At 65.6% G+C, this 21,092-nt stretch carries 17 protein-coding genes; 1 reads left to right on the plus strand and 16 read right to left on the minus strand.

The features are described from left to right. Positions 1-52: 52 nt before the first annotated feature. A complete protein-coding gene (locus tag BM125_RS14780) occupies positions 53-880 on the plus strand; it encodes a DUF4097 family beta strand repeat-containing protein (protein ID WP_175498110.1) in 828 nt (275 codons plus the stop codon). A gap of 110 nt (positions 881-990) precedes the next feature. Here the strand turns inward: BM125_RS14780 and BM125_RS14785 are convergent, their stop codons facing one another. The 16 genes from BM125_RS14785 to pyrH form a co-directional block, all read right to left on the minus strand. Then, positions 991-1,950 carry an acetyl-CoA carboxylase carboxyltransferase subunit alpha gene (locus BM125_RS14785; protein WP_092409351.1) on the minus strand — a complete coding sequence of 320 codons (960 nt, stop codon included), beginning with the start codon at positions 1,948-1,950 and terminating at the stop codon, positions 991-993. 91 nt (positions 1,951-2,041) lie between these two features. Continuing rightward, a complete protein-coding gene (gene dnaE, locus BM125_RS14790; RefSeq protein WP_092409353.1) occupies positions 2,042-5,557 on the minus strand; it encodes a DNA polymerase III subunit alpha in 3,516 nt (1,171 codons plus the stop codon). A gap of 142 nt (positions 5,558-5,699) precedes the next feature. Continuing rightward, positions 5,700-6,356, minus strand: coding sequence for a ribonuclease HII (gene rnhB / locus BM125_RS14795; protein WP_092409355.1), 657 nt, complete (start codon positions 6,354-6,356; stop codon positions 5,700-5,702). Further along, positions 6,346-8,142, minus strand: coding sequence for a sulfatase-like hydrolase/transferase (locus BM125_RS14800; protein WP_092409357.1), 1,797 nt, complete (start codon positions 8,140-8,142; stop codon positions 6,346-6,348). The genes rnhB and BM125_RS14800 overlap by 11 nt, the downstream gene beginning before the upstream one ends. Before the next feature lie 71 nt (positions 8,143-8,213). Beyond that, positions 8,214-9,467, minus strand: coding sequence for a lipid-A-disaccharide synthase (lpxB, locus tag BM125_RS14805; RefSeq protein WP_092409359.1), 1,254 nt, complete (start codon positions 9,465-9,467; stop codon positions 8,214-8,216). A 126-nt stretch (positions 9,468-9,593) separates the two neighbouring features. Further along, positions 9,594-10,364 carry an acyl-ACP--UDP-N-acetylglucosamine O-acyltransferase gene (gene lpxA / locus BM125_RS14810; protein WP_092409361.1) on the minus strand — a complete coding sequence of 257 codons (771 nt, stop codon included), beginning with the start codon at positions 10,362-10,364 and terminating at the stop codon, positions 9,594-9,596. After that, entirely contained in the window at positions 10,361-10,834 is a 474-nt protein-coding gene (gene fabZ, locus BM125_RS14815) for a 3-hydroxyacyl-ACP dehydratase FabZ (RefSeq protein WP_092409363.1), read from the minus strand. Before fabZ ends, lpxA begins: the two co-directional genes overlap by 4 nt. Then, a complete protein-coding gene (lpxD, locus tag BM125_RS14820; RefSeq protein ID WP_092409365.1) occupies positions 10,827-11,870 on the minus strand; it encodes a UDP-3-O-(3-hydroxymyristoyl)glucosamine N-acyltransferase in 1,044 nt (347 codons plus the stop codon). Before lpxD ends, fabZ begins: the two co-directional genes overlap by 8 nt. After that, complete coding sequence (locus BM125_RS14825) at positions 11,867-12,424, minus strand: OmpH/Skp family outer membrane protein (RefSeq protein ID WP_139225033.1); 558 nt, start codon at positions 12,422-12,424, stop codon at positions 11,867-11,869. The genes lpxD and BM125_RS14825 overlap by 4 nt, the downstream gene beginning before the upstream one ends. A 218-nt stretch (positions 12,425-12,642) precedes the next feature. Further along, complete coding sequence (gene bamA, locus BM125_RS14830) at positions 12,643-14,997, minus strand: outer membrane protein assembly factor BamA (RefSeq protein WP_092409369.1); 2,355 nt, start codon at positions 14,995-14,997, stop codon at positions 12,643-12,645. Between the two features lie 73 nt (positions 14,998-15,070). Next, positions 15,071-16,417 carry an RIP metalloprotease RseP gene (gene rseP / locus BM125_RS14835; protein ID WP_092409371.1) on the minus strand — a complete coding sequence of 449 codons (1,347 nt, stop codon included), beginning with the start codon at positions 16,415-16,417 and terminating at the stop codon, positions 15,071-15,073. 76 nt (positions 16,418-16,493) lie between these two features. After that, the gene (locus tag BM125_RS14840; protein ID WP_092409373.1) at positions 16,494-17,672 is read right to left on the minus strand and encodes a 1-deoxy-D-xylulose-5-phosphate reductoisomerase; all 1,179 of its coding nucleotides are present in this window, start codon (positions 17,670-17,672) and stop codon (positions 16,494-16,496) included. After that, positions 17,669-18,496, minus strand: a complete 828-nt coding sequence (locus BM125_RS14845) for a phosphatidate cytidylyltransferase (RefSeq protein ID WP_092409375.1) — start codon at positions 18,494-18,496, stop codon at positions 17,669-17,671. The genes BM125_RS14840 and BM125_RS14845 overlap by 4 nt, the downstream gene beginning before the upstream one ends. Beyond that, on the minus strand, positions 18,493-19,260 hold the full coding sequence (uppS, locus tag BM125_RS14850) for a polyprenyl diphosphate synthase (protein ID WP_092409377.1): 768 nt from the start codon (positions 19,258-19,260) through the stop codon (positions 18,493-18,495). Before uppS ends, BM125_RS14845 begins: the two co-directional genes overlap by 4 nt. A gap of 189 nt (positions 19,261-19,449) precedes the next feature. After that, positions 19,450-20,007 carry a ribosome recycling factor gene (gene frr / locus BM125_RS14855; RefSeq protein WP_092409378.1) on the minus strand — a complete coding sequence of 186 codons (558 nt, stop codon included), beginning with the start codon at positions 20,005-20,007 and terminating at the stop codon, positions 19,450-19,452. Positions 20,008-20,313: 306 nt separating this feature from the next. Further along, the gene (gene pyrH / locus BM125_RS14860; protein WP_092409380.1) at positions 20,314-21,036 is read right to left on the minus strand and encodes a UMP kinase; all 723 of its coding nucleotides are present in this window, start codon (positions 21,034-21,036) and stop codon (positions 20,314-20,316) included. Positions 21,037-21,092: the final 56 nt, after the last annotated feature.

The raw sequence follows: 21,092 nt of genomic DNA on the forward strand, positions 1-21,092 counted from the left end.
CCATTCGCGCTTGCACCGTATCCAATTTCCTACCCACCCTCAGGAAACTCCCATGCGCTGGATAGTCCTTGCTTCCCTGTTGATCGCTTCCGGGCCGGCCCTGGCAACGAACTGCGAACACGAGGCCGACCGATCATTCGATGTCGATGCCGCCGGTCTGCGCACCCTGGCCACGCATTTCGGCTCGACCGACCTGCGCCTGCGCGGCGTTCCGGGCCTGGCCAAGGTCGAGGTCCGTGCGCGTGCCTGCGCGTCCGATGCCGACGATCTCGATCGACTCGTGCTCAATCATCGCGTCGACGGCGACCGCCTGGTCGTCGAGAGCGAACGGCATCGCGGCTCTTTCTCGTTCTCGATCTTCGGCTCGCACTATGCCTACCTCGATATCGAGATCCGCATGCCGGCCAGCCTGGCCGTCGAGGTCGACAGCGGTTCCGGCGACATCGATGCGCGTGACCTGGCCAGCCTCGAGTTCGATGCCGGATCGGGCGACCTCAATGTGCAGAACATCGCTGGCGAACTGGTCGTCAGCGTCGGCTCCGGCGACGTCGAGGGTTCGGACATTGGCCGCTTCCATCTCAAGTCAACCGGCTCCGGCGACATCACCCTGGACGACATCCGCGGTGATGTCGAGGTCGGTGGCGTCGGCTCCGGCGACCTGACGTTCCGCAAGGTCGGTGGCAGCGTGCGCATCGATCACGTCGGCTCGGGCGATGTCGACCTGCGCGATGTCACCGGCGACGTCACGCTCGACTCGATCGGTTCGGGCGATCTCGATGCGGCCGATGTGCGCGGCAACCTGACCGTGAAATCGAGCGGCAGCGGCGACGTCTACCACCGAAACATCGGCGGCAAGGTCGACGTGCCGGATTCGGACTGATCGGCGCGCGCCGAGAGCGGCCGCAGCGAACCGCTCAGTCGGGTCGTGCGGCCGCATGCGCTTCGGCCGGGCCGGCGTTGATTTCGCCTGACCCGGTCGCGGCCGCGGATTCAGGCGATCTTGAAAGCGCCGTAACCGCGCAGGCGCTCGTAGCGCTGCTCGAGCAGGGTTGCGACGTCGAGCTGTTCGAGGCTGTTCAACTGGCCGAGCAGGACCGCCTTGAGGCGAATCGCCATCGAGTGCGGGTTGCGGTGGGCGCCGCCAAGCGGCTCGCGCACGACCTTGTCGATCAGGCCGAGTTCGAGCAGCCGAGGCGCCGTGATGCTGAGCGCCTCGGCGGCGTCCTTGGCCTTCTCGGCGGTCTTCCACAGGATCGATGCGCAGCCTTCCGGTGAAATGACCGAATAGGTCGAGTACTGCAGCATGATCGTGCGATCGCCGACGCCGATGGCGAGGGCGCCGCCGGAACCGCCTTCGCCGATCACCGTGCACAGGATCGGCACCTTCAGCTCCGACATCTCGATCAGGTTGCGCGCGATCGCCTCGGACTGGCCGCGCTCCTCGGCGCCGACGCCCGGATAGGCGCCTGGCGTGTCGATGAAGGTCAGCAGCGGCAACTTGAAGCGCTCGGCCATCTTCATGAGGCGCAGGGCCTTGCGATAGCCTTCCGGCCGCGGCATGCCGAAATTGCGCCGGATCTTGGCCTTGGTGTCGCGCCCCTTCTGATGGCCGATGATGACCACGCTGCGGCCGTCGATGCGGCCGATGCCCCCGACGATCGCGGCGTCGTCGGCATAGGCGCGATCACCGGCGAGTTCGTGGAACTCCTCGCACATGACCTTGATGTAGTCGAGCGTGAACGGGCGCGCCGGATGGCGTGCAATCTGGGCGATCTGCCAGGCGCTGAGGTTGCGGAAGATCTCGGCCGTGCGTGTCTTCAGCTTGGCCTGCAGCTTGCCGATTTCCTCCTCGATGTTGAAGGCCTGGCCATGGCTGGCATGGCGCAGCTCCTGGATTCGGGCCTCCAGTTCGCCAATCGGTGCTTCGAATTCGAGGAAGTTCGGGTTCATTCAGCGATGTTTGAATCAGAAGAGCGCGAGTATAGCGGGTCGAACGCCCGTGCAGTGCAACGTTCCCAGGCTCGCGGAATGTCCCGTCAAGTCATTGGCCGTAAACGAATTCGGCGCCGAGGACGCCATCGAGGTCGGCCACAGTGCGGGCCAGGGTCGGGCTCGCGCGCACGCGCCATTCGGGACCGAGTTCGATTTCACCCCGTCCGCTCTGGTTGCTGAAGGCGATCCGCACCGTGGTGCTGCCGCCGCGGCAGGTCTCGAGAACCTCGTACAGGCGCGAGGCGAAGTCGTTGCCGATGCCGTTGACACGCACGCGCAGGACGCGCGCCTGGCGCTCGCAAGCGGACTCGATCGTGGCGACGCGTTGCGTGCGCAGTTGGTAGTTGCCGGAAAAATCATCGATCGACAGCGAGCCCTCGAACACGAGGATCGCGTCGCGAGTCAGCAGTGGCGCGAATTCTGTCCAGGATTCGCGATAGAGGACGGCTTCGAAGCGACCCGAATAATCCTCGACCTGGACGAAGGCGCGCGACTCGCCCTGTTTGCGCAGGCTGACGACGGATCCAGCCAGGATGAAGGCCTGCTGGCTGCCGCCATAGCGACCACGCCCCTCCTGGGGTTTGTAGAGCCTGCCGACTTCACCGATCGGGCAGGTCGTGACGCGCGCCAGCAGCTCACGCCAGGCGTCGGTCGGATGACCGGAAAGATAGTGGCCGAGCGTGTCGCGCTCGCCAGCCAGGCGTCGCTCCGCAGGCCAGTCGTCGACCTCGACGAGTTCGAGCGGAGCGGCGGCCGGGCTGCTGCTGCCGAACATGTCGTTCTGGCCGGCCAGGGCATCGCGGGCCAGTTGCTCGGCCGCGCGCATGGCTTCGGGCAGCTGCGCCAGCAGGCTCGCGCGGTTCTTCGCCAGCGCATCCATCGAGCCGGACAGGATCAGGGCTTCGAGCGTGCGCTTGTTGATTTTCTGGGCGTCGACCCGCACGCAGAAGTCGCCAAGGTCCCGGAACGCGCCGGCGCGCTCGCGCGCCTCGACGACGTTGTCGATCGCCCCTTCGCCGACGCCCTTGATCGCGCCGAGGCCGTAGCGGATCGTCTTCGAGGCGGAGGACCGGTCGGACGGATCGAGGGCGCGGAACTTGTGTCCGGAGCTGTTGATGTCCGGGGGCAGGACCTCGAGGCCGAGCGCGCGCGCCTCGCCGAGCAGGTTGACCACCTTGTCCGTGTTGTCCATGTCGGCCGACAGCACCGCCGCCATGAACTCGGCCGGATAGTGGGTCTTCAGCCAGGCGGTCTGGTAGGAGACCAGCGCATAGGCCGCCGCATGCGACTTGTTGAATCCGTAGCCGGCGAACTTCTCCATGGTGTCGAACACCGCATCGGCCATGCGTTCGTCGACGCCGTTCTTCGCCGCGCCCTCGCGGAAGATGGCGCGGTGGCGGGCCATCTCCTCGACCTTCTTCTTGCCCATCGCCCGGCGCAGCAGGTCGGCGCCGCCGAGCGAATAGCCGCCCACGATCTGGGCCATCTGCATGACCTGTTCCTGGTAGACCATGATGCCGTAGGTCTCACGCAGGACCGGCTCGACGCGCCGGTCGGGGTATTCGATGGCCTCGCTGCCGTGCTTGCGCTTGCAGTAGCTCGGAATCAGGTCCATCGGGCCCGGTCGGTACAACGCGCCGAGCGCGATCAGGTCCTCGAAGCGGTCCGGCTTGGCATCCTTGAGCATGCCCTGCATGCCGCGCGACTCGAACTGGAACACCGCAATCGTCTGGGCGCGCTTGAACAGCGCATAGACGGCTTCGTCGTCGAGCGGCAGCTGGCTGATGTCGAGCGGCGCTTCGCCGGTCTTCGCACGACGCTCGTTGATCGCCTTGACCGTCCAGTCGATGATGGTCAGCGTGCGCAGGCCGAGGAAGTCGAACTTGACCAGGCCGACTTTCTCGACGTCGTCCTTGTCGAACTGGGTGACCACGCCGTCGCCGCCGGCTTCGCTGTACAGCGGCGCGTAGTCGGTCAGCGGTCCCGGTGCGATGACGACGCCACCGGCATGCTTGCCGGCGTTGCGGGTCAGGTCCTCGAGCTTGAGGGCAAGGTCGACGAGGTCGTGCACAGCATCGTCGGTCTCGTAGAGTTCCCTGAACTCGGCGACCACGCGGTCCGGTTCCTTGCGCGATTTTTCGCTGCGACCGAGGACGTCGCCGAGACTCAGGTCGAGCGGACGCATCGGGATCAGCTTGGCGATACGGTCGACCTGGCCATACGGCATGCCGAGCACGCGGCCGCTGTCGCGCAGCACGGCCTTGGCCGCCATCGTGCCGAAGGTGATGATCTGGCTGACATGGTCGCGCCCGTATTTCGCCGCCACGTACTCGATCACGCGGTCGCGCTTGTCCATGCAGAAGTCGATGTCGAAGTCGGGCATCGACACGCGTTCGGGATTGAGGAAGCGCTCGAACAGCAGGCCGTAACGGAGCGGGTCGATGTCGGTGATTCCGAGCGCCCAGGCGACCACCGAGCCAGCGCCCGAGCCGCGTCCGGGACCGACCGGGATGTCGTGCTGCTTGGCCCAGTTGATGAAGTCGGCGACGATCAGGAAGTAGCCCGGGAAACCCATCTCGACGATGACATCGACTTCGGTCTCGAGTCGACGCGCGTAGTCCTCGCGCGTGAAGCCCGCTGCCGGAGCCTGCGTGTCCAGGCGAGCGACCAGGCCCTCACGCGACTGCGTGCGGATCCAGGAATCCAGGGTGAATCCGGCCGGGATCGGGAAATCGGGCAGGAAGTAGGTGCCGAAGCTCAACTCGAGATTGCAGCGCTTGGCCAGTTCGACGGTGTTCTCGAGCGCCTGCGGCAGGTCGGCGAACAACGCGCGCATCTGCGCCGGCGATTTCAGGTACTGCTCGGCCGAATACAGCTTCGGGCGCTTCGGGTCGGCCAGCACGCGACCATCGTGGATGCAGACTCGTGCCTCGTGCGCCTCGAAATCCTCGTGCTCGAGAAAGCGCACGTCGTTGCTGGCAATGACCGGCACGTCGAGTTCCACGGCAAGGGCCACCGCCGCCGACACGAACGCGTCCTCGTCGGCGCGCTGGCTGCGCACCAGCTCGAGGTAGAAACGGTCGCCGAAGTGGCGCTGCCATTCGCGCACGCTCTCGCGCGCGGCCTCGTCGCGGCCGCTGACCAGCATCCGGCCCGGTTCGCTGTCGCGACCGGCGAGGACGATCAGTCCGCGATTGGCCTCGACCAGCCAGGCGCTGTCGATCAGCGCGAAATCGCCATGCCGTCCGTCCGACCAGGCACGCGAAACCAGTCGCGACAGGTTCCGGTAGCCCTCGAGATCCTGGCAGAGCAGGGTCAACCGGTGCGGCTTGCCGCGCTCGAGCGGATCATCGATCCAGACGTCGCAACCGGCGATCGGCTTGATGCCGGCCTTCTCGGCGGCGGAATAGAACTTGACCAGGGCAAACAGGTTGACCTGGTCGGTCAGCGCCACCGCCGGCATGCCGGCAGCCGCACAGGCCGCCACGAGCGAATCGATGCGGATCGTCGAATCGACCAGCGAGTATTCGCTGTGGACGTGCAGATGGACAAAATCCGCGGGCATGGCGGCAACGAACGTAGGGAACCCACAGGGTAGCGGGGCGACCGGAGGCGAACAAGCTTGCGCAGGCAGCGCAACTCTGGAACGCCCTGCCCGTGGGGAATCCGCGGTGTCCTTGCCCGCAGCACGTGCGCCCGGGTTGGCGTCAGCCCATGCCCTCGAAGCGGGGCGGCGGCGGAATCCGCGCGCCGGGGGCGAGACAGGCGCGTACGGGGGCGAAACTGCGTCGGTGTTCGGGGCAGGGCCCAAGCGCGCCCAGCGCGCGGACATGGGCTGCGGTCGGGTAGCCCTTGTGGCGCTTGAACCCGTAGCCGGGGTAACGAAGGTCGAGTTCGAGCATGAGGCGGTCGCGCTCGGTCTTGGCCAGGATCGAGGCGGCGCTGATGGCGGGTTCGCTGGCATCGCCACGCACGATCGCGCGGCCCGGACAGGGCAGGTCGGACGGCAGCCGGTTGCCGTCGATCAGGGCCAGGGCCGGCCCCGGTTGCAGCCTGCGCAGCGCACGCGACATCCCGACCAGGGTCGCCGCGAGGATGTTCAGGCGATCGATTTCGTCGGCCTCCACGGCGCAGACTGCCCAGGCCAGCGCGTGCGAGCGGATCAATGTCGCAAGCTGCTCGCGCCGGCTCGCATCGAGGGCCTTGGAATCGGCCAGGCCGTCGATCGGACGCGCCGGATCGAGTATCACCGCGGCAATGACGACCGGGCCGGCCAGCGGCCCGCGGCCGGCTTCGTCGACGCCGGCGACGTGCGCCAAACGGCTGCACTCGTCGGCTTCGGGGAACAGCGACTCACTCCTCATCCCGCAGGTCCTTGAGCCTGTTGAACAGGTAGTCGTGGTACGCGGCCAGCATGCCGGAATCCTTGCAGGTCAGGTAACGACCGGCGCAGCGTTCGCGCAGCAGGGTATTGGCCTGGTAGAAGGCGTCCTTGGGCACGCCGGCGGCATCGAGCAGCAGGGAGCCCAGATAGACAATGTCGAGGGCATCGTATTGGCGCATCCTGGCCATCGGAAAACTGGTCTTGAGCATGAAGTAGGTGACCCGGCTGGCATTCGGGCCTGCGGCCTTCGGCACGGTTTTCGGTATCGCGTGCATGGCGCCGTCGAATGACGGCTGGTGATCGCCGAAGTGCATCAGCACGGTTTCGCGGCCACTCGACCAGAGCATCGATTCGAGCGCTTCCAGCATCTGGCTGGAGAGCCCGGCACGATGGAGATAGTTGCCGAGATTGAGATTCAGCCAGCGATCCAGGTCCGCCGGCTTGAACTTGCCGGTGAACAGCGGCTTGTCGAACGGCGCCGGCAATTCCTGCAAGGGTGTCATGTGCGGACCATGCTGGTGCAGGGTCAGCGTGAACAGGAACAGCGGTTGATCCGGGTGCGCCTCGGTCTCGTCGGAATAGATCTGGCGCAGGACCTGCAGCAGGTCGGCGTCGGTGCTGTCCCAGCCGAGGCCGAGGTCGGTACCGTCGTAGAACATGTCGAAGCCGTAGTTGGCGTAGGCATTGCGCGCATTGAGGAATTCACCGCTGTGCGAATACACGGCGATCGTCCGATAGCCGGCGGCCTTGAACGCCCGCGGCAGGGTATGTCCGACGCGCGGCGCCAGGCTGTACGGTGCGTACAGACCGGCGTTGCCGAACAGGACATCGGCCAGGCCGGTTTCGAGGGCGAACTCGCTGGTCCAGGTGCCGCCGCCGAAGGTATGCACGATCAGGGGACCGCTGGCGCGTGTGCGCGCATCGGGCAGGAACATCGACAGCTTGCACTGCGGGATCGTGCAGACGTCGAGCATGCGCGGGTCGAAGGTGCTTTCCTCGAGCACGGCGACGACATCCGGGCGATGCTGCGGTGCCCGCAGCGGCGCATCGAGTTTCCAGCTGATCGACGTATCGACCGTCGGCGGTGATGGCGGTATGCGGACTTCGGTATCGCTGAAGGAGGCAAGGAATGCGGTGAGGTAGCTGCGGTCGGTGATGGTCGCCCACATCGGCTTGTTGAACGCGCCACTGAACGGGCCCCGCGGCGACAGGCATGCGGCGAGAACGGCGGCCGCACCGAGCGTCCCGATGGCGCGAATCAGTCGCGCACGGCCATGCCGAAAGTGCCACGCGGATGGCGCCGGGTCCCAGCGCCAGGCCGGAACCAGCAGCAGCGGCACCAGTCCCACGGTGATCACGACGAAGGCGAGCAGGATCGGATAGCGGCCGAGCCACTCGAGCGACTGCGTGTTGATGTAGTACTCGAGGTCGGGCGCCAGCACCGGGGTCAGCAGGAACTCGAGCTTGAACATGCTGGCCGTGGCCAGGGTGGAAACGAGCAGGGCGACCAGGAGCAAGGCAAAGGAAAGCCGCGCCGTGACGAACAGGAGCACCAGCGTGCTGGCACAGACCACGGCCAGGGCGAACTCCTTTTCCAGCTCGAGCTTTTCGGCGAGCGGGACGCACGCGAGCATGGCGACGAAGGCGAGCAGCGCGAAAGCGCGCAGGAGGGCCTGTCGTCCCGCGTTCCGCGCCGAAGCCTTCGGTGCGTCGGGTGACCCCGGGCCCGGGTCGTCAGCGGCTTCGATGACCGGATCCGGTTGCATCGGGTTTCCTGCCTGAAAGCGAAATCGTGGGCGCACCGGCCGCGGGCGTCAATACGTGCTCGCAGCGGCGCCTATGCATCGATGACCGCAGCGGCCGCATTGTGGTCGGCATCGCCCCGCAACAGCTCGTGCAGACGGCGATATTCGGCAAGCAGGGCACCATCGATGTGTCGCTCGAGCAACGGGCCACGCAACGCGGCGGCCAGCGCCTCGGGCGTGCAGTCGTCCTGCATCAGTTCGGGAACGAGGTCGCGCCCGGCCAGATGGTTCGGCAGCGAGTAGCGGTCGACCTTGAGCAGGCCGAGACCCTTGACGATCCAGTATGTCAGTCGGGCGATGCGGTAGGCGACCACCATCGGACGCTTGGCCAGCATGGCCTCGAGCGCGGCCGTGCCCGAGGCAAGCAGGATCGCATCCGCGGCGATCATCGCGGTGTGGGACTGGCCATCGACAACAAGTATCGATGGCCGGGATTGGGGATTCGGGATTGGGGATTCGGAATGGCGCCCGGTCGTCGCGGACTCCGCTGCGTCTTGTCCGAATCCCGAATCCCCAATTCCCAATCCCGCTTTCGCCAGCAAGCTGGCGAAAGCAGCCCGACACGCCTCGTTGGCCATCGGTACGACAACCTGGAGATTCGGAATCTGAGCGGAGAGGATGCGCGCGGCGCCGATGAAGTCGGCGCCAAGTCGGGCTATTTCACCGAGCCGGCTGCCGGGCAGCATGGCCAGGACCGGCCCATCGGAGGCCAGTCCGAGCGCCGCCCGCGCGGCGGCCTGGTCGGGATCCAGGGCAAAGGCGTCGGCCAGCGGGTGGCCGACGAAGCGGGCATCGACGCCATGGCGCGCATAGACCGGCGGTTCCATCGGGAACAGGCAGAGCACGCGATCGGCGCTCTCGCCGATCCGTTCGGCGCGTTTTTCGCGCCAGGCCCAGATCGAAGGGCTGACGTAGTGGATGGTGCGGATGCCGGCGTGCTTGAGCGAACGTTCGAGAGCGAGGTTGAAATCGGGCGCATCGATGCCGATGAAGGCGTCCGGGCGCAACGCCAGCGTGCGCTGGCGCACCTCACGCCGGATCCGCAGCAAGCCCGGCAGGTGACGCAATACTTCAGCCAGGCCCATCACGGCCAGGCGTTCGGCCGGAAACCAGGCCTCGAAACCGGCGGCAACCATGTTCGGCCCGCCGATGCCGGCGAAGCGCGCATCCGGGAAGCGCTCGCGCAGCCCTTCGATCAACCGCGCGCCAAGCAGGTCGCCGGAGACTTCGCCGGCGACAAGCACGAAGAGCCGGGATTCGGGATTGGGGATTCGGGATTCGGTCATGATTTCCTGCGACCTTGTGGTGCGGCGCAAGCCCCAGGCCAAGGTAGGCGGTTGCGGTTCGCGGAATGCTGTCCGCTGCGGGCAAGCCCTTTCGAATCCTCAATCCCCAATCCCGAATCCCGGCCCTCAGCGCACCAACGAACGCTGCGAGCGTTCGATGAAATCGAGCATGAGCTTGACGTCGGGTGCGCCTTCGGCGGCGCGGGCCAGCTCGGATCGGGCTTCCGACAGGGGCAGTCCGGAGTTGTACAGGGTTCGATAGGCGCGCTTGATCGACATGATCCGGTCGGACGAATAGCCGCGGCGACGCAGGCCCTCGGAGTTGATGCCCTTGGGTTCGGCAAAGCTGCCGGCGACGGTGACGTAGGGCGGCACGTCGCGGTTGATGATTGCGCCCATCGCCGTGAAGGCATGCGCGCCGACCTGGCAGAATTGATGGACCAGGGTGAAACCGCCGAGGATGACCCAGTCGTCGACGGTCACGTGGCCGGCCAGCGACGAGGCGTTGGAGAAGATCGCGTTGTTGCCGACCACGCAATCATGGGCGATGTGCACGTAGGCCATCAGCCAGTTGTCGTTGCCGATGCGGGTCACGCCGCCGCCTTCCTCGGTGCCACGATTGAAGGTGACGAATTCGCGGATCATGTTGCGGTCGCCGATCTCCAGGCGCGACTGCTCGCCATGGAATTTCTTGTCCTGCGGCGCCGCGCCGATCGAGGCGAACTGCCAGATCCGGTTGTCGCGGCCGATCCGGGTCGGTCCTTCGATGACCACGTGCGGTCCGATCGTCGTGCCGTCCCCGATTTCCACATCCCGACCAATGATGCTGAAAGCGCCGATACTGACGTTGTCGCCGATTTTCGCGCTCGGGTCGATCAGGGCTGAGGGATGGATCATCCTTCCCTCCGTTCGGCGCAGAGCAATTCGGCCTCGGCGACCACTTCGTTGTCGACCTTGGCCTGGCCGACAAAGAGTCCCATGCGGCGCAGGGTGCGCTTCTGCTCGACTTCGAGCACGAGCTGGTCGCCCGGCACGACGACCCGACTGAAGCGTGCCTTGTCGATCTTGACCAGGTAGAACAGGGCGGGTTGGTTCGGATCATCGCTGGCGGACAACTGCACCAGCGCACCCGAAGCCTGGGCCAGGGCCTCGATGACGAGAACGCCGGGCATGACCGGATGGCCCGGGAAATGGCCCTGGAAGAACGGCTCGTTGAAGGTCACGTTCTTGATCGCGGTCAGGCGCTTGCCGGGTTCCCAGGAAAGCACGCGGTCGATCAGCAGGAACGGGAATCGGTGCGGCAGCAACTGGGTGATGCGGCGCACATCGATCGGGCCATGCGCGGTCGTTGGATTTGCTTCATTCATGCGGATGTCCCTTGTTCTTGTCTGCAACGTGTCGTGCCAGCTGGTCGAGATGCTTGAAGCGCGCGGCATTGCGTCGCCAGAGCCGACTTTCCTGGATGGGGGTTCCGGACGAGTACTCGCCGGGTTCGCGGATGGAGTGGGTGACCAGACTCATCGCCGTGATCGTCACGCGGTCGGCAATCGTCAAATGGCCAATTATGCCAGCCCCGCCGCCGATCAGGCAGTAGCGGCCGATCCTCGAGCTGCCGGCGATGGCCGCGCAACCGGCGATCGCGGTATGCGCCCCGATCCGTACGTTGTGCGCGATCTGTATCTGGTTATCGAGGCGGACATCCTCCTCGAGGACCGTATCCTCGAGGGCGCCGCGGTCGATGGTCGTGTTTGCGCCGATCTCGCAATCGTCGCCAATCACGACCCCGCCCAGCTGTGGCACCTTGATCCAGTGGTCGCGATCGAAGGCGAGCCCGAAGCCATCGGCGCCAATCACGGCCCCCGGGTGTACGAGTACGCGCCGGCCCAGGCGGACGCGGCCGACCAGCACGACGCGGGCCGACAACCGCGATTGCGTACCAACGACACAGTCCGGACCGATAGCGCAATGCGGGCCGATGACCGCGCCCTCCTCGATCACGGCGCCGTCCTCGATGACGCAATGCGGGCCGATCGATGCCGTTGCCGCAATGTGTGCGGATTCGGCCGTCACCGCGGTCGGATGGATCCCCGGTGCGGGCGGTCGCTCATGTTCGAACAGGGATGCGACCCGGGCAAACGCGACATACGGCTCCCCCGCAACAAGCAGGGAGGTTTGCCGGCCATCGGCTTCGCTGGCGTCCTTCGGCCCGACGATCACGGCAGCCGCGGCGGTCGTGGCCAATTGGGAGCGATAGCGGGGATTGGCAAGGAATCCGATCTGGTCATCCGCGGCCGAGGCAAGCGTCGAGACGCCGCGGATCGGCTTCGCCGGATCGCCCTTGAGCTCGAGCCCGAAGCGTTCGGCGATTTCACCCAGGGCGAAGGCACGAGGCAGGGGAGTCATGGCGTCGCACCTCTTGCACCCTGTTCACGCCGGAGCCGTTCGAGGACCTGGTCGGTCACGTCGATGCGCGGGCTCGCATAGACCACCGGGCTTGGCACGATCAGGTCGATGCCCTGCTCGCGCGCGAACTCGATCACTGCGTTGTTGATCTCGCGCCAGCTGCGGTCGAGTTCCTGGTCGCTGCGAGTCTTCAGTTCGCTGCGGAGATTCTCGCGATTGCGCTTGATCGAACGGTCCAGCGCGTCGATCTCGCGGCGCAGGGCTTCCGCGTCGCTTCGGTTCATGCCGGCATTCTCCCGCTCGTAGCGCGAACGCATCGAGGCAAGACGCGCTTCATCCGCATTCAGCGCGGCATCCCGCGGGGCGAACTCGCGTTCGAGCTTCTGTCTGCCGGCCATCACCTGGGGGGCATTGTCGAGCAGACGCTTCATGTCTACGTAACCGATGCGCATGGCCGGCGATTGCGCACCAGCGGAGGAGGCCAGGCCGAGGGCGAGCGCCATCAGCAAGGCCCTCCACAGCCTGGTTCCCGTTGCGCAGATGGAACGTTTCACCTTATTCCACCCATCCGGCAGCTCGTTTGCGGTGCAGCTCCCGATCCGGGGCCGCGCACGCAGCGGATGCTGCCTTGGCCTTCGCGCCCTGTCTGTGCGCTGGGCCCGGTCCCGCCGATGTCGGCCGGACCTGCGGAGCCTGGGAAAGGTGAAGCCGTGAACCAGTCAAGCGAGTTCTCCCGATCTCGTTTCGACCACCCGACCGCCGCTTGCCCAGATTAGAACTGAGGACCGAAGGTGAACTGGATGGATTCCGTTTCGTCCCCGGGCTTTTTGCGCAAGGGCTTCGAGAAACTGATGATGATCGGACCGATCGGCGCCCGCCACTGGAACGAAAGGCCGGTCGACGCACGCAGTTCCTTGGCGCTCCAGGAGTTGTAGTCCTTGAACACGTTGCCGACGTCGACGAACCAGGACAGGCGGGTGGAGTTGTCGTTTTCCTTGACGAACGGCGTCGGGAAGATGATTTCGGCTGTTGCGACCGTCTTGAAGGCGCCGCCGAGTGGCTGGCGGAACCCGCCGGTGAAATCGACCGGGCCAAGCGTGTTGTCGCGGAAGCCGCGAACGTCGGAGGTGCCGCCGGCGAAGAAGTTCTCGAAGAACGGCAGGCCGCGGGCACCGTATTCCGTGACCACGGGAGGATCCTGGCCGTCGTCGATGCCGGTGCGGTAGACGCCCTTGTAGCTGCCGCCATAGCCGAGCGAGGCGCTGCCGAAGAAGGTCAACTTGTCGGTGATCGGGATGTACTGCGAATACAGATAGCGGAACTTGAAGTACTCGACGGTGGAGCCGGGCAGGGTGGTTTCGAAGGAAACGGTCTGCAGCGAACCGCGGGTCGGGTTGTAGAACTTGTTGCGGGTGTCATGGGCCCAGGAAAACTCGAGGCTGCCCGTGTGGAAGGTGTTGTGGTTCAGCGCGCGCAGGTAGTCGATGAAGACCTGCGGCGTGGTCCCGTTGAAGGTCCGGATCGTCGTCTTGCTCAGTCCGATCCGGGTATTCAGGGTATCGCTTTCGGTCAGCGGCAGGCCGACGTAGGTGCTGAAGTTATCCGAGTTGGTCAGGTAGTTCGCGATGTTGGCCTGGCCGGAATCGAGTTCGCGATGGCTGATGTCATAGCCAAGGCCGATGCTGTCGTCGGTCAGGTACGGCTCGAAGTAGGAGATGCTGTAGGTCTTCAGGTACGAGCTGCGCTGCAGGGTCAGGCCGACGCGGTCACCGGTTCCGAAGAAGTTGTTCTGCTGCAGGGCAATACTGGTGATCAGGCCCTGCACCTGCGAGTAGCCGACACCGAACGTGAAGCTGCCGGATGGCTGCTCTTCGATCGTCACGGCGACGTCGACCTGGTCTTCCTGGCCGGGTACGCGCGGCGTGTCGATGGTCACGGTCTTGAAGTAGCCGAGGCGCTGCAACCGTATCTTGGAGCGATCGATGGCGGCCTGCGAGTACCACGCACCCTCGAGCTGGCGCATTTCCCGCCGCAGCACCTGGTCCTCGGTATGCTGGTTGCCCTTGAAGGTGATCCGGCGCACGTACACGCGCTGGCCGGGGACGACCTGGAAATTGAGTGCGACTTCCCGCGTCTCGCGGTTGATCTCGGGAATCGGGTTGACCTCGGCGAACGCGTAGCCGATGTTGGACAGGGCCGAGGTGATCGCGTCGGCGGACTGTTCGACCTGGCGTCGCGAGAAGATCTCGCCGGATTTGATCTGCAGCAGTTTGCGCAGGTCTTCGTCCTTGAGGATGAGATCGCCGGTCAGCTTGATGTCGGTGACCGAATAGACCTCGCCTTCCTTGATGTTGGCGACCACATACATCTTGCGCTTGTCGGGGCTCATCGAGACCTGGGTGGAATCGACGCTGAAATCGACATAGCCGCGATCGAGGTAGAACGAGGACAGGCGCTCGAGATCGCCGGACATCTTCTCGCGCGAATACTGGTCGTCCTTGGAGTACCACGAGGTCCAGTTGGTCGTGTCGGACTGGAAGTCCTCGAGGATCTTCTTGGTCTTGAAGGTTTCGTTGCCGACGACGTTCAGATGCTGGATCCTGGCCGGCTTGCCCTCGGCGATGTTGATCGCCACTTCGACGCGGTTGCGGTCGAGGTTGACTACCGAGGTCTTGACCGAAACGTTGTACTTGCCTCGGTTGTAGTACTGACGGGTCAGCTCCTGCTGCACCGAATCGAGCTTGAGACGGTTGAAGGTTTCACCCTCGGCCAGGCCGATGCCCTTGAGGCCGTTGCGCAGGTCCTCGTCCTTGAGATCCTTGTTGCCGCGGATCGCGATCTTCGATATCGAAGGTCGCTCGACGATCGTGATGACCAGGATATCCCCCTGCCGGCTCAATGAGACGTCGTTGAAGAAGCCGGTCTTGTAGAGCGCACGAATCGCCTGTTCGGCGCGATCAGGGGTCAGCACATCGCCCTTCTCGACCGGCAGGTAGGTGAACACCGTGCCCGGCGCGATGCGCGACAATCCATCGATGCGAATGTCCGACACGGTGAAGGCGTCGAAGGCGAAGGCGTTCTGGGTGCTCAGCCAGGCAAGCAAGAGCAGGGCGGCGATACGTTTCATCGTCACTTCCGTTGAGACAGGGTCGGCTTGCGGTGAGGGCGCACCGCATCCGTTGTTATTGGGCAGAACCGGCTCAGGTGAGCAGCCGAAGAATATCGTTGTAGAACGCGAGCCCCATCAGGGCCACCAACATCATCAGGCCGGCATATTGGCCGAAAATCTGGGTGCGTTCACTCACCGGACTGCCTTTGACCAGTTCGATAAGGTAATACAGCAGGTGGCCGCCGTCCAAGATCGGAATCGGCAGCAGGTTGATAATCGCCAGCGACAGCGAAATGATGGCGAGGAAATTGAGGAACCAGGGCAGCCCCAGTTGCGCCGATCCGTTGGCGAAGCGGGCTATGGTGATCGGTCCGGACAGGTTTTCGAGGCTGGCCCGACCTACGACCAGCATCTTGAGCATGCCGAGCGAGCTCTTGGTGGTGTCCCAGGTCTTGGCGAAGGCCTGCGGAATGGCGGCCAGCGGGCCGTATTGCTGCAGGGCGTCGTGGGCATCGGTGCTGCCGATCCCGATCACGTAGCGTTTCTTGCCGTCGGCGCCGTCTGTCTCGGTGGCGATCAGGCGAACGTCGAGCTGTTCGTCACCGCGCCGGATCACCAGGGAAAGCTCGGGATCCTTCGCCGCTTCCTCGGGAACGATCGTCTCGATGTCGGAAAAGCTTGCGATGTCGCGGGCGTTGATGCGCAGGATGCGGTCACCGACCTCGAGGCCGGCGGCCTTGGCCGGCATGCCGTCGCCGACCCGGCCGATCACCGGCTCGCGTTCGCGCGGTTGCAGGCGCAGACCGATCGCATCGAACAGCTGGTCTTCGCCGACGCTGCGCGGCAGGCCGCTGAAGGCCAGCGTGCGCGTCGTCGTGGCGCCGTCGGCCGTGGTCACGCCCACGCTGGCGTCGAAGCGTCCGACGGCATCCTCGCCGAGTTTCTGCAGGGCATCGCTCCAGGAACCGACTGCCGTGCCGTCGACCGAGGTGATGCGGTCTCCGGCACGCATGCCGGCCTCGGCGGCGATACCTGTCGGTGCGTCGACGATCGGCAGGTAGTCGGGTTTGCCGACCACGAACATCAGCCAGAACGCGAACAGGGTGAAAATCAGGTTGAAGGCGGGGCCGGCGGCGGCGATCGCCATGCGCTGGCCGACCGGCTTGCGGTTGTGCGCCTGGTCCAGTTCCTCGGGCGCAACCTCGGCCTCGCGCTCGTCGAGCATCTTGACATAACCGCCCAACGGGATCGCGGCCACGGCGAACTCGGTACCACGCCGGTCACGGCGCATCCACAGCGGTTTGCCGAAGCCGACCGAGAAACGCAGCACCTTGACCCCGCACAGCCGGGCCACGATGAAATGGCCAAACTCGTGGAAGGTGACCAGCAGGCCGAGGGTGACGATCAGCCACCACACGGAACCAAAAAACTCGTTCATCCAGGCATCTCTCGCGTTGCTTTGGCCGGCGCCGGCGCGGTTCGGTGGGCAGGCAGGCGCTGTCGCGGCATGAAAATCAGGCCGCCAGGCCCGCAATGATACGTTGTGCTTCCCGTCGCGCGGTTAAATCACTGTCAAGCAGGCCGGGCAGATCCTGCACGCTGCCGGCAGGCAGCCGTTCCAGGCAGTCTGCAATGACCCGGTCAATGGCAAGGAAAGGCAGGGTCCCGGCCAGGAAGGCGGCAACGGCCTCTTCGTTCGCCGCATTCAGGGTGATCGGCGCGGTGCCGCCGGCTGCCATGGCCTGGTAGGCCAGGTCCAGGCAACGGAAGGTCGCACGGTCGGCGACCTCGAAGTCGAGCCGGGCGATATCGATCAGGTTCAGTGCGGCGACGCCGGCTTCGATGCGCTCGGGCCAAGCCAGGGCATGGGCGATGGCGGTGCGCATGTCGGGATTGCCGAGTTGGGCCAGCACCGAGCCGTCCACGTATTCGACCATCGAGTGGATGATGCTCTGCGCATGCACGACGACATCGATGTCGGCGGCAGCGGCGCCGAACAGCAGGTGGGCCTCGATGACCTCGAGGCCCTTGTTCATGAGGGTTGCCGAATCGACCGAGATCTTGCGTCCCATGCTCCAGTTCGGGTGGGCGCAGGCCATGTCGGGGGTGACCCCGGCCAGTTCCTCGCGCCTGCGCCCGCGGAACGGGCCACCGGAGGCGGTCAGGACGATGCGGCGCACGCCGGCCCGGGCGAGGTCCGGGCGACCGCCCGGCAGGCACTGGAAGACGGCGTTGTGCTCGGAATCCAGCGGCAGCAGCTCGCCACCGCCCTCGGCCAGGGCCGCTTTCAGCAGCGACCCGGCCATCACCACCGATTCCTTGTTGGCCAGCAGCAGGCGTTTGCCAGCCCGGGCCGCGGCCAGCGTGGATTCCAGGCCGGCGGCCCCGACGATCGCGGCGACCACGCAATCCGCATGCGCGCCAGCGGCCGCTTCGATCAGGGCCTGCGGACCGGCCATGACGCGCGAACCGACAGCGAAGTCGCGCAGCCGCTGCGCCAGCTCGTCGGCCCCGGCCGGATCGGCGATGACCGCCATCTCGGGGTTGAAGCGCCGGCACAGCTCGGCCAGGCTGGCGACATTGCGATGGGCACTCAGGGCGGTGATGCGGAATCGGTCGGGATGCCGGGCGACGACGTCGAGCGTACTCGCGCCGATCGAGCCGGTCGCGCCGAGCAGCGCGATGCGCATCATGACGGGTAGAACAGGTCGATCACGGTCTTGCCCGCGGCAAACACCGGAATCGCCGCGAAGACGCCATCGAGGCGGTCGAGCAGGCCACCATGGCCGGGAAACAGGGAGCCGGAATCCTTGACGTTGGCCTGGCGCTTCATCAGGCTCTCGAAGAGGTCGCCGATGACCGAATAGACCACGCAGAGCAGGCCGAGCGCGATCAGCAGCGCCAGCGCCCAGTCGCGTTCGCCGAGCCACCATCCGCCCACCGCGGCGACCACACCGCTACCGGCCAGGGCACCCCAGACCCCCTCCAGCGTCTTGCCCGGGCTGATCCGCGGAGCCAGCTTGTTGCGACCGAAGCGGCTGCCGGCAAAGTAGGCAAAGCTGTCGGCGGCCCAGACCAGGACCAGGGCAAACAGGGTCCAGACCGGCCCAAGCTGCGGGTGTTCGTGGATCTCGACCAGGGCGGTCCAGGCCGGCACCAGGGCCAGCGTGCCGGCGGCCAGTTTGATCAGGCGGTTGCCGAGGGTAGGCGAGGCTGCGAACGAGAAATGGCGCATCCAGAGCAGGCTCAGCAGCCACCAGAGCAGGCCAACGATGATCGCAGCCCACCAGGCCGATTCGCCGCGCACGCTCCAGAGGCCGGCGATGAGCAGCGCATTGGCCGCCACTGCGAGCAGGCGGGTGGCCATCCGCGGCATGCCGATCAGCCGGGTCCACTCCCAGTACGCCAGCAGCCAGACCAGGGCGAGCAGTCCGGCAAACAGCGGACCCGACGCAAGCAGGATGAATGCGACCGCGATGACTGCGAGGATCAGGCCGGTCAAGATGCGTTGTTTCATGCGGATCCCTGGTTCGAAACGGCCGCGACCTGGGCAGAAGTCTGCCCGAAACGCCGTTCGCGGCGGGCAAACTCCGCAATCGCGTGATCGAGCACGCCGGCATCGACATCCGGCCACAGCGTATCGATGAAAACCAGTTCCGCATAGGCCAACTGCCAGAGCAGGAAGTTGCTGATGCGCAGTTCACCACCGGTGCGGATGAACAGATCGACCGGCGGCTGGCCGGCCAGGGCGAAAAACGGGGCCAGCGAGTCCTCGGTGATGCCGTCGTTTGGCAATTCGCCGCGCAGCATCGCCGCGGCGGCCCGGTTCGCCGCCTGGGCGATGTCCCAGCGGCCGCCGTAGTTGACCGCGACGTTGGCGAACAGCGCGCGATTGGCCCGGGTCTTGTCCATGGCCTTGTGCATGCGTTCGCGAAGTTCGGGGGAAAAGGCGTCGAGATCGCCGATGAACTCGATGCGCACCCCGTGACCATGCAATTCGTCGACCTCGCGGTCGAGCGCTTTCAGGAACAACTGCATCAGCGCACCGACTTCATCCTCGGGCCGTTTCCAGTTCTCGCTCGAGAAGGCGAACAGGGTCAGCGCCTCGATGCCGCGCCGCAGGCAGTATTCGACCGTCGCACGCAAGGCTTTCTGGCCTTCGCGGTGGCCGAAGCTGCGCGGACGCCGGCGCTGCTGGGCCCAGCGCCCGTTGCCGTCCATGACGATGGCGACATGGCGCGGAGTGCGCGGCGCATTGGCGCTCTCTGGAGTCGGATTCATGTCGGGGCGCAAGCGGGTCGACGGCCCAGGAGTCTGTCGGACTTGAGCGGTCGAGGCGAAAATTCGGCTGCGTGAGGGCAGATTTCCGACGATTCGCAGTCCCATAGTGGTTCCATGGGCCAAGAAGCGGCGGAAATATGGACCGCGCAGACGGATTTGCAGCCCGATCGATTCAAGTCCGACAAATTCCTAAATCGCCATCAATTCCTCTTCCTTGGCCTTGACCACACCGTCGACTTCCTTGACGAAACGGTCCGTCAGCTTCTGGATGTCGTCCTCGCCGCGGCGTTCCTCGTCCTCGCTGATCTGCTTGTCCTTGAGCAGCTCCTTGACGTGGTGGATGGCATCGCGGCGGATGTTGCGGATCGCCACCTTGGCGTTTTCGCCTTCGCCGGAGACCTGCTTGGACAGCTCCTTGCGGCGCTGCTCGGTCAGGGCCGGCAGGTTGATGCGGATGACCTGGCCGACCGTGGTCGGGGTCAGGCCGAGGTTGGAGCCGAGGATGGCCTTCTCGACGACGGCCACCATGGTCTTCTCGAACGGCGTGATGGTCAGCGAACGCGCATCGGCAACGGCGATGCTGGCAACCTGGGGCAGGGGCACGTCGGACCCGTAGTAGGGAACCAGCAGCTGGTCGACCAGGGCCACGCTGGCGCGGCCGGTGCGCAGGTGGGTGAGATCCTGGCGCAGGGATTCGACGCTCTTGGTCATTCGCGTCTGGGCATCTTTCTTGATGGCTTCGAGCATGGTGCGGTCACCCGTTGTGCATTGCTGTCGGCCGCGAAGTATAGCAGCGGGGTGGACCTGCCCAGTACCGCAGGCGAGCTCGCGGCATCGAGGATTTTCGGGGCGCCCGTTCGCACGCGGGCCGGGTGGCGGGATTTGCACAACACTGCGGGCTTCAGGCGGTCCGAGGCGTCCGCCATTTCGGCTCGGACCAGCGCGTCGCTGGATCCGGGATGATGAGGCGCGCCGGCTCCGTGGAAGGGTCTGCCCGAGGCAGTCCCGCAGCCGGTTCGAATGCAGTGCTTCGGGGGCGCCGGCAGTCCGGGCTCAGCCCGGGCCGCCCACGAGCGTGCCGATCTGTTCGCCCTGCATGATCCGCATCAGGTCGCCCTCGCGCGACATGTTGTAGATGCGCAGCGGAATGCGATGGTCGCGGCATAGCGCGATCGCACTGGTATCCATGACCTGCAGGTTGCGCTGGATCACGTCGTCGTAGCTCAGCGTCTCGTAGCGCGTGGCGTTCGGGTCCCGGGTCGGATCCGCCGAATACACGCCATCGACCTTGGTCGCCTTGAGCAGGAGGTCGGCGCCGATTTCGATGGCGCGCAACGCCGCGGCCGAATCGGTGGTGAAGAACGGATTGCCGGTGCCGGCGGCAAACAGGACCACGCGGTCCTTCTCGAGGTGGCGGATGGCCCGTCGACGGATGAAATCCTCGCAGACTTCGTTGATCTTGATCGCGCTCATGGTGCGCGCGGTGCCACCGGCGCGCTCGATCGCATCCTGCATGGCCAGCGCGTTCATGACCGTGGCCAGCATGCCCATGTGGTCCCCGGTAACGCGGTCCATGCCCGAGGCGGCAAGGCCGGCGCCGCGGAATATGTTGCCGCCGCCGATGACCACGCCGACCTGCACGCCGGCGTTGCGTACGTCGATGATCTCGCGGGCCAGGCGGCCGATGACCTTGGGGTCGATGCCGTAGTCCGATTCGCCCATGAGGGCTTCGCCGGAGAGCTTGAGGAGGATGCGTTTGTAGATGATCGCAGGCATGCGGTGCTCCGGCAGGATGGCAAAACGAACCTATTGTAAGGAACTGCGGAGCTTCC

The sequence above is a fragment of the Dokdonella immobilis genome (assembly GCF_900115085.1).
Taxonomy (GTDB): Bacteria; Pseudomonadota; Gammaproteobacteria; order Xanthomonadales; family Rhodanobacteraceae; genus Dokdonella; species Dokdonella immobilis.

What these genes read in the sequence shown, in the direction of transcription:
- lpxB (WP_092409359.1), bottom strand. Translation starts at nt 9,467, where the DNA reads ATGACCGAATCCCGAATCCCCAATCCCGAATCCCGGCTCTTCGTGCTT.
- bamA (WP_092409369.1), bottom strand. Translation starts at nt 14,997, where the DNA reads ATGAAACGTATCGCCGCCCTGCTCTTGCTTGCCTGGCTGAGCACCCAG.
- lpxA (WP_092409361.1), bottom strand. Translation starts at nt 10,364, where the DNA reads ATGATCCATCCCTCAGCCCTGATCGACCCGAGCGCGAAAATCGGCGAC.
- pyrH (WP_092409380.1), bottom strand. Translation starts at nt 21,036, where the DNA reads ATGCCTGCGATCATCTACAAACGCATCCTCCTCAAGCTCTCCGGCGAA.
- BM125_RS14800 (WP_092409357.1), bottom strand. Translation starts at nt 8,142, where the DNA reads ATGCAACCGGATCCGGTCATCGAAGCCGCTGACGACCCGGGCCCGGGG.
- BM125_RS14845 (WP_092409375.1), bottom strand. Translation starts at nt 18,496, where the DNA reads ATGAAACAACGCATCTTGACCGGCCTGATCCTCGCAGTCATCGCGGTC.
- rnhB (WP_092409355.1), bottom strand. Translation starts at nt 6,356, where the DNA reads ATGAGGAGTGAGTCGCTGTTCCCCGAAGCCGACGAGTGCAGCCGTTTG.
- lpxD (WP_092409365.1), bottom strand. Translation starts at nt 11,870, where the DNA reads ATGACTCCCCTGCCTCGTGCCTTCGCCCTGGGTGAAATCGCCGAACGC.
- BM125_RS14785 (WP_092409351.1), bottom strand. Translation starts at nt 1,950, where the DNA reads ATGAACCCGAACTTCCTCGAATTCGAAGCACCGATTGGCGAACTGGAG.
- rseP (WP_092409371.1), bottom strand. Translation starts at nt 16,417, where the DNA reads ATGAACGAGTTTTTTGGTTCCGTGTGGTGGCTGATCGTCACCCTCGGC.
- frr (WP_092409378.1), bottom strand. Translation starts at nt 20,007, where the DNA reads ATGCTCGAAGCCATCAAGAAAGATGCCCAGACGCGAATGACCAAGAGC.
- BM125_RS14840 (WP_092409373.1), bottom strand. Translation starts at nt 17,672, where the DNA reads ATGATGCGCATCGCGCTGCTCGGCGCGACCGGCTCGATCGGCGCGAGT.
- uppS (WP_092409377.1), bottom strand. Translation starts at nt 19,260, where the DNA reads ATGAATCCGACTCCAGAGAGCGCCAATGCGCCGCGCACTCCGCGCCAT.
- fabZ (WP_092409363.1), bottom strand. Translation starts at nt 10,834, where the DNA reads ATGAATGAAGCAAATCCAACGACCGCGCATGGCCCGATCGATGTGCGC.
- BM125_RS14780 (WP_175498110.1), top strand. Translation starts at nt 53, where the DNA reads ATGCGCTGGATAGTCCTTGCTTCCCTGTTGATCGCTTCCGGGCCGGCC.
- dnaE (WP_092409353.1), bottom strand. Translation starts at nt 5,557, where the DNA reads ATGCCCGCGGATTTTGTCCATCTGCACGTCCACAGCGAATACTCGCTG.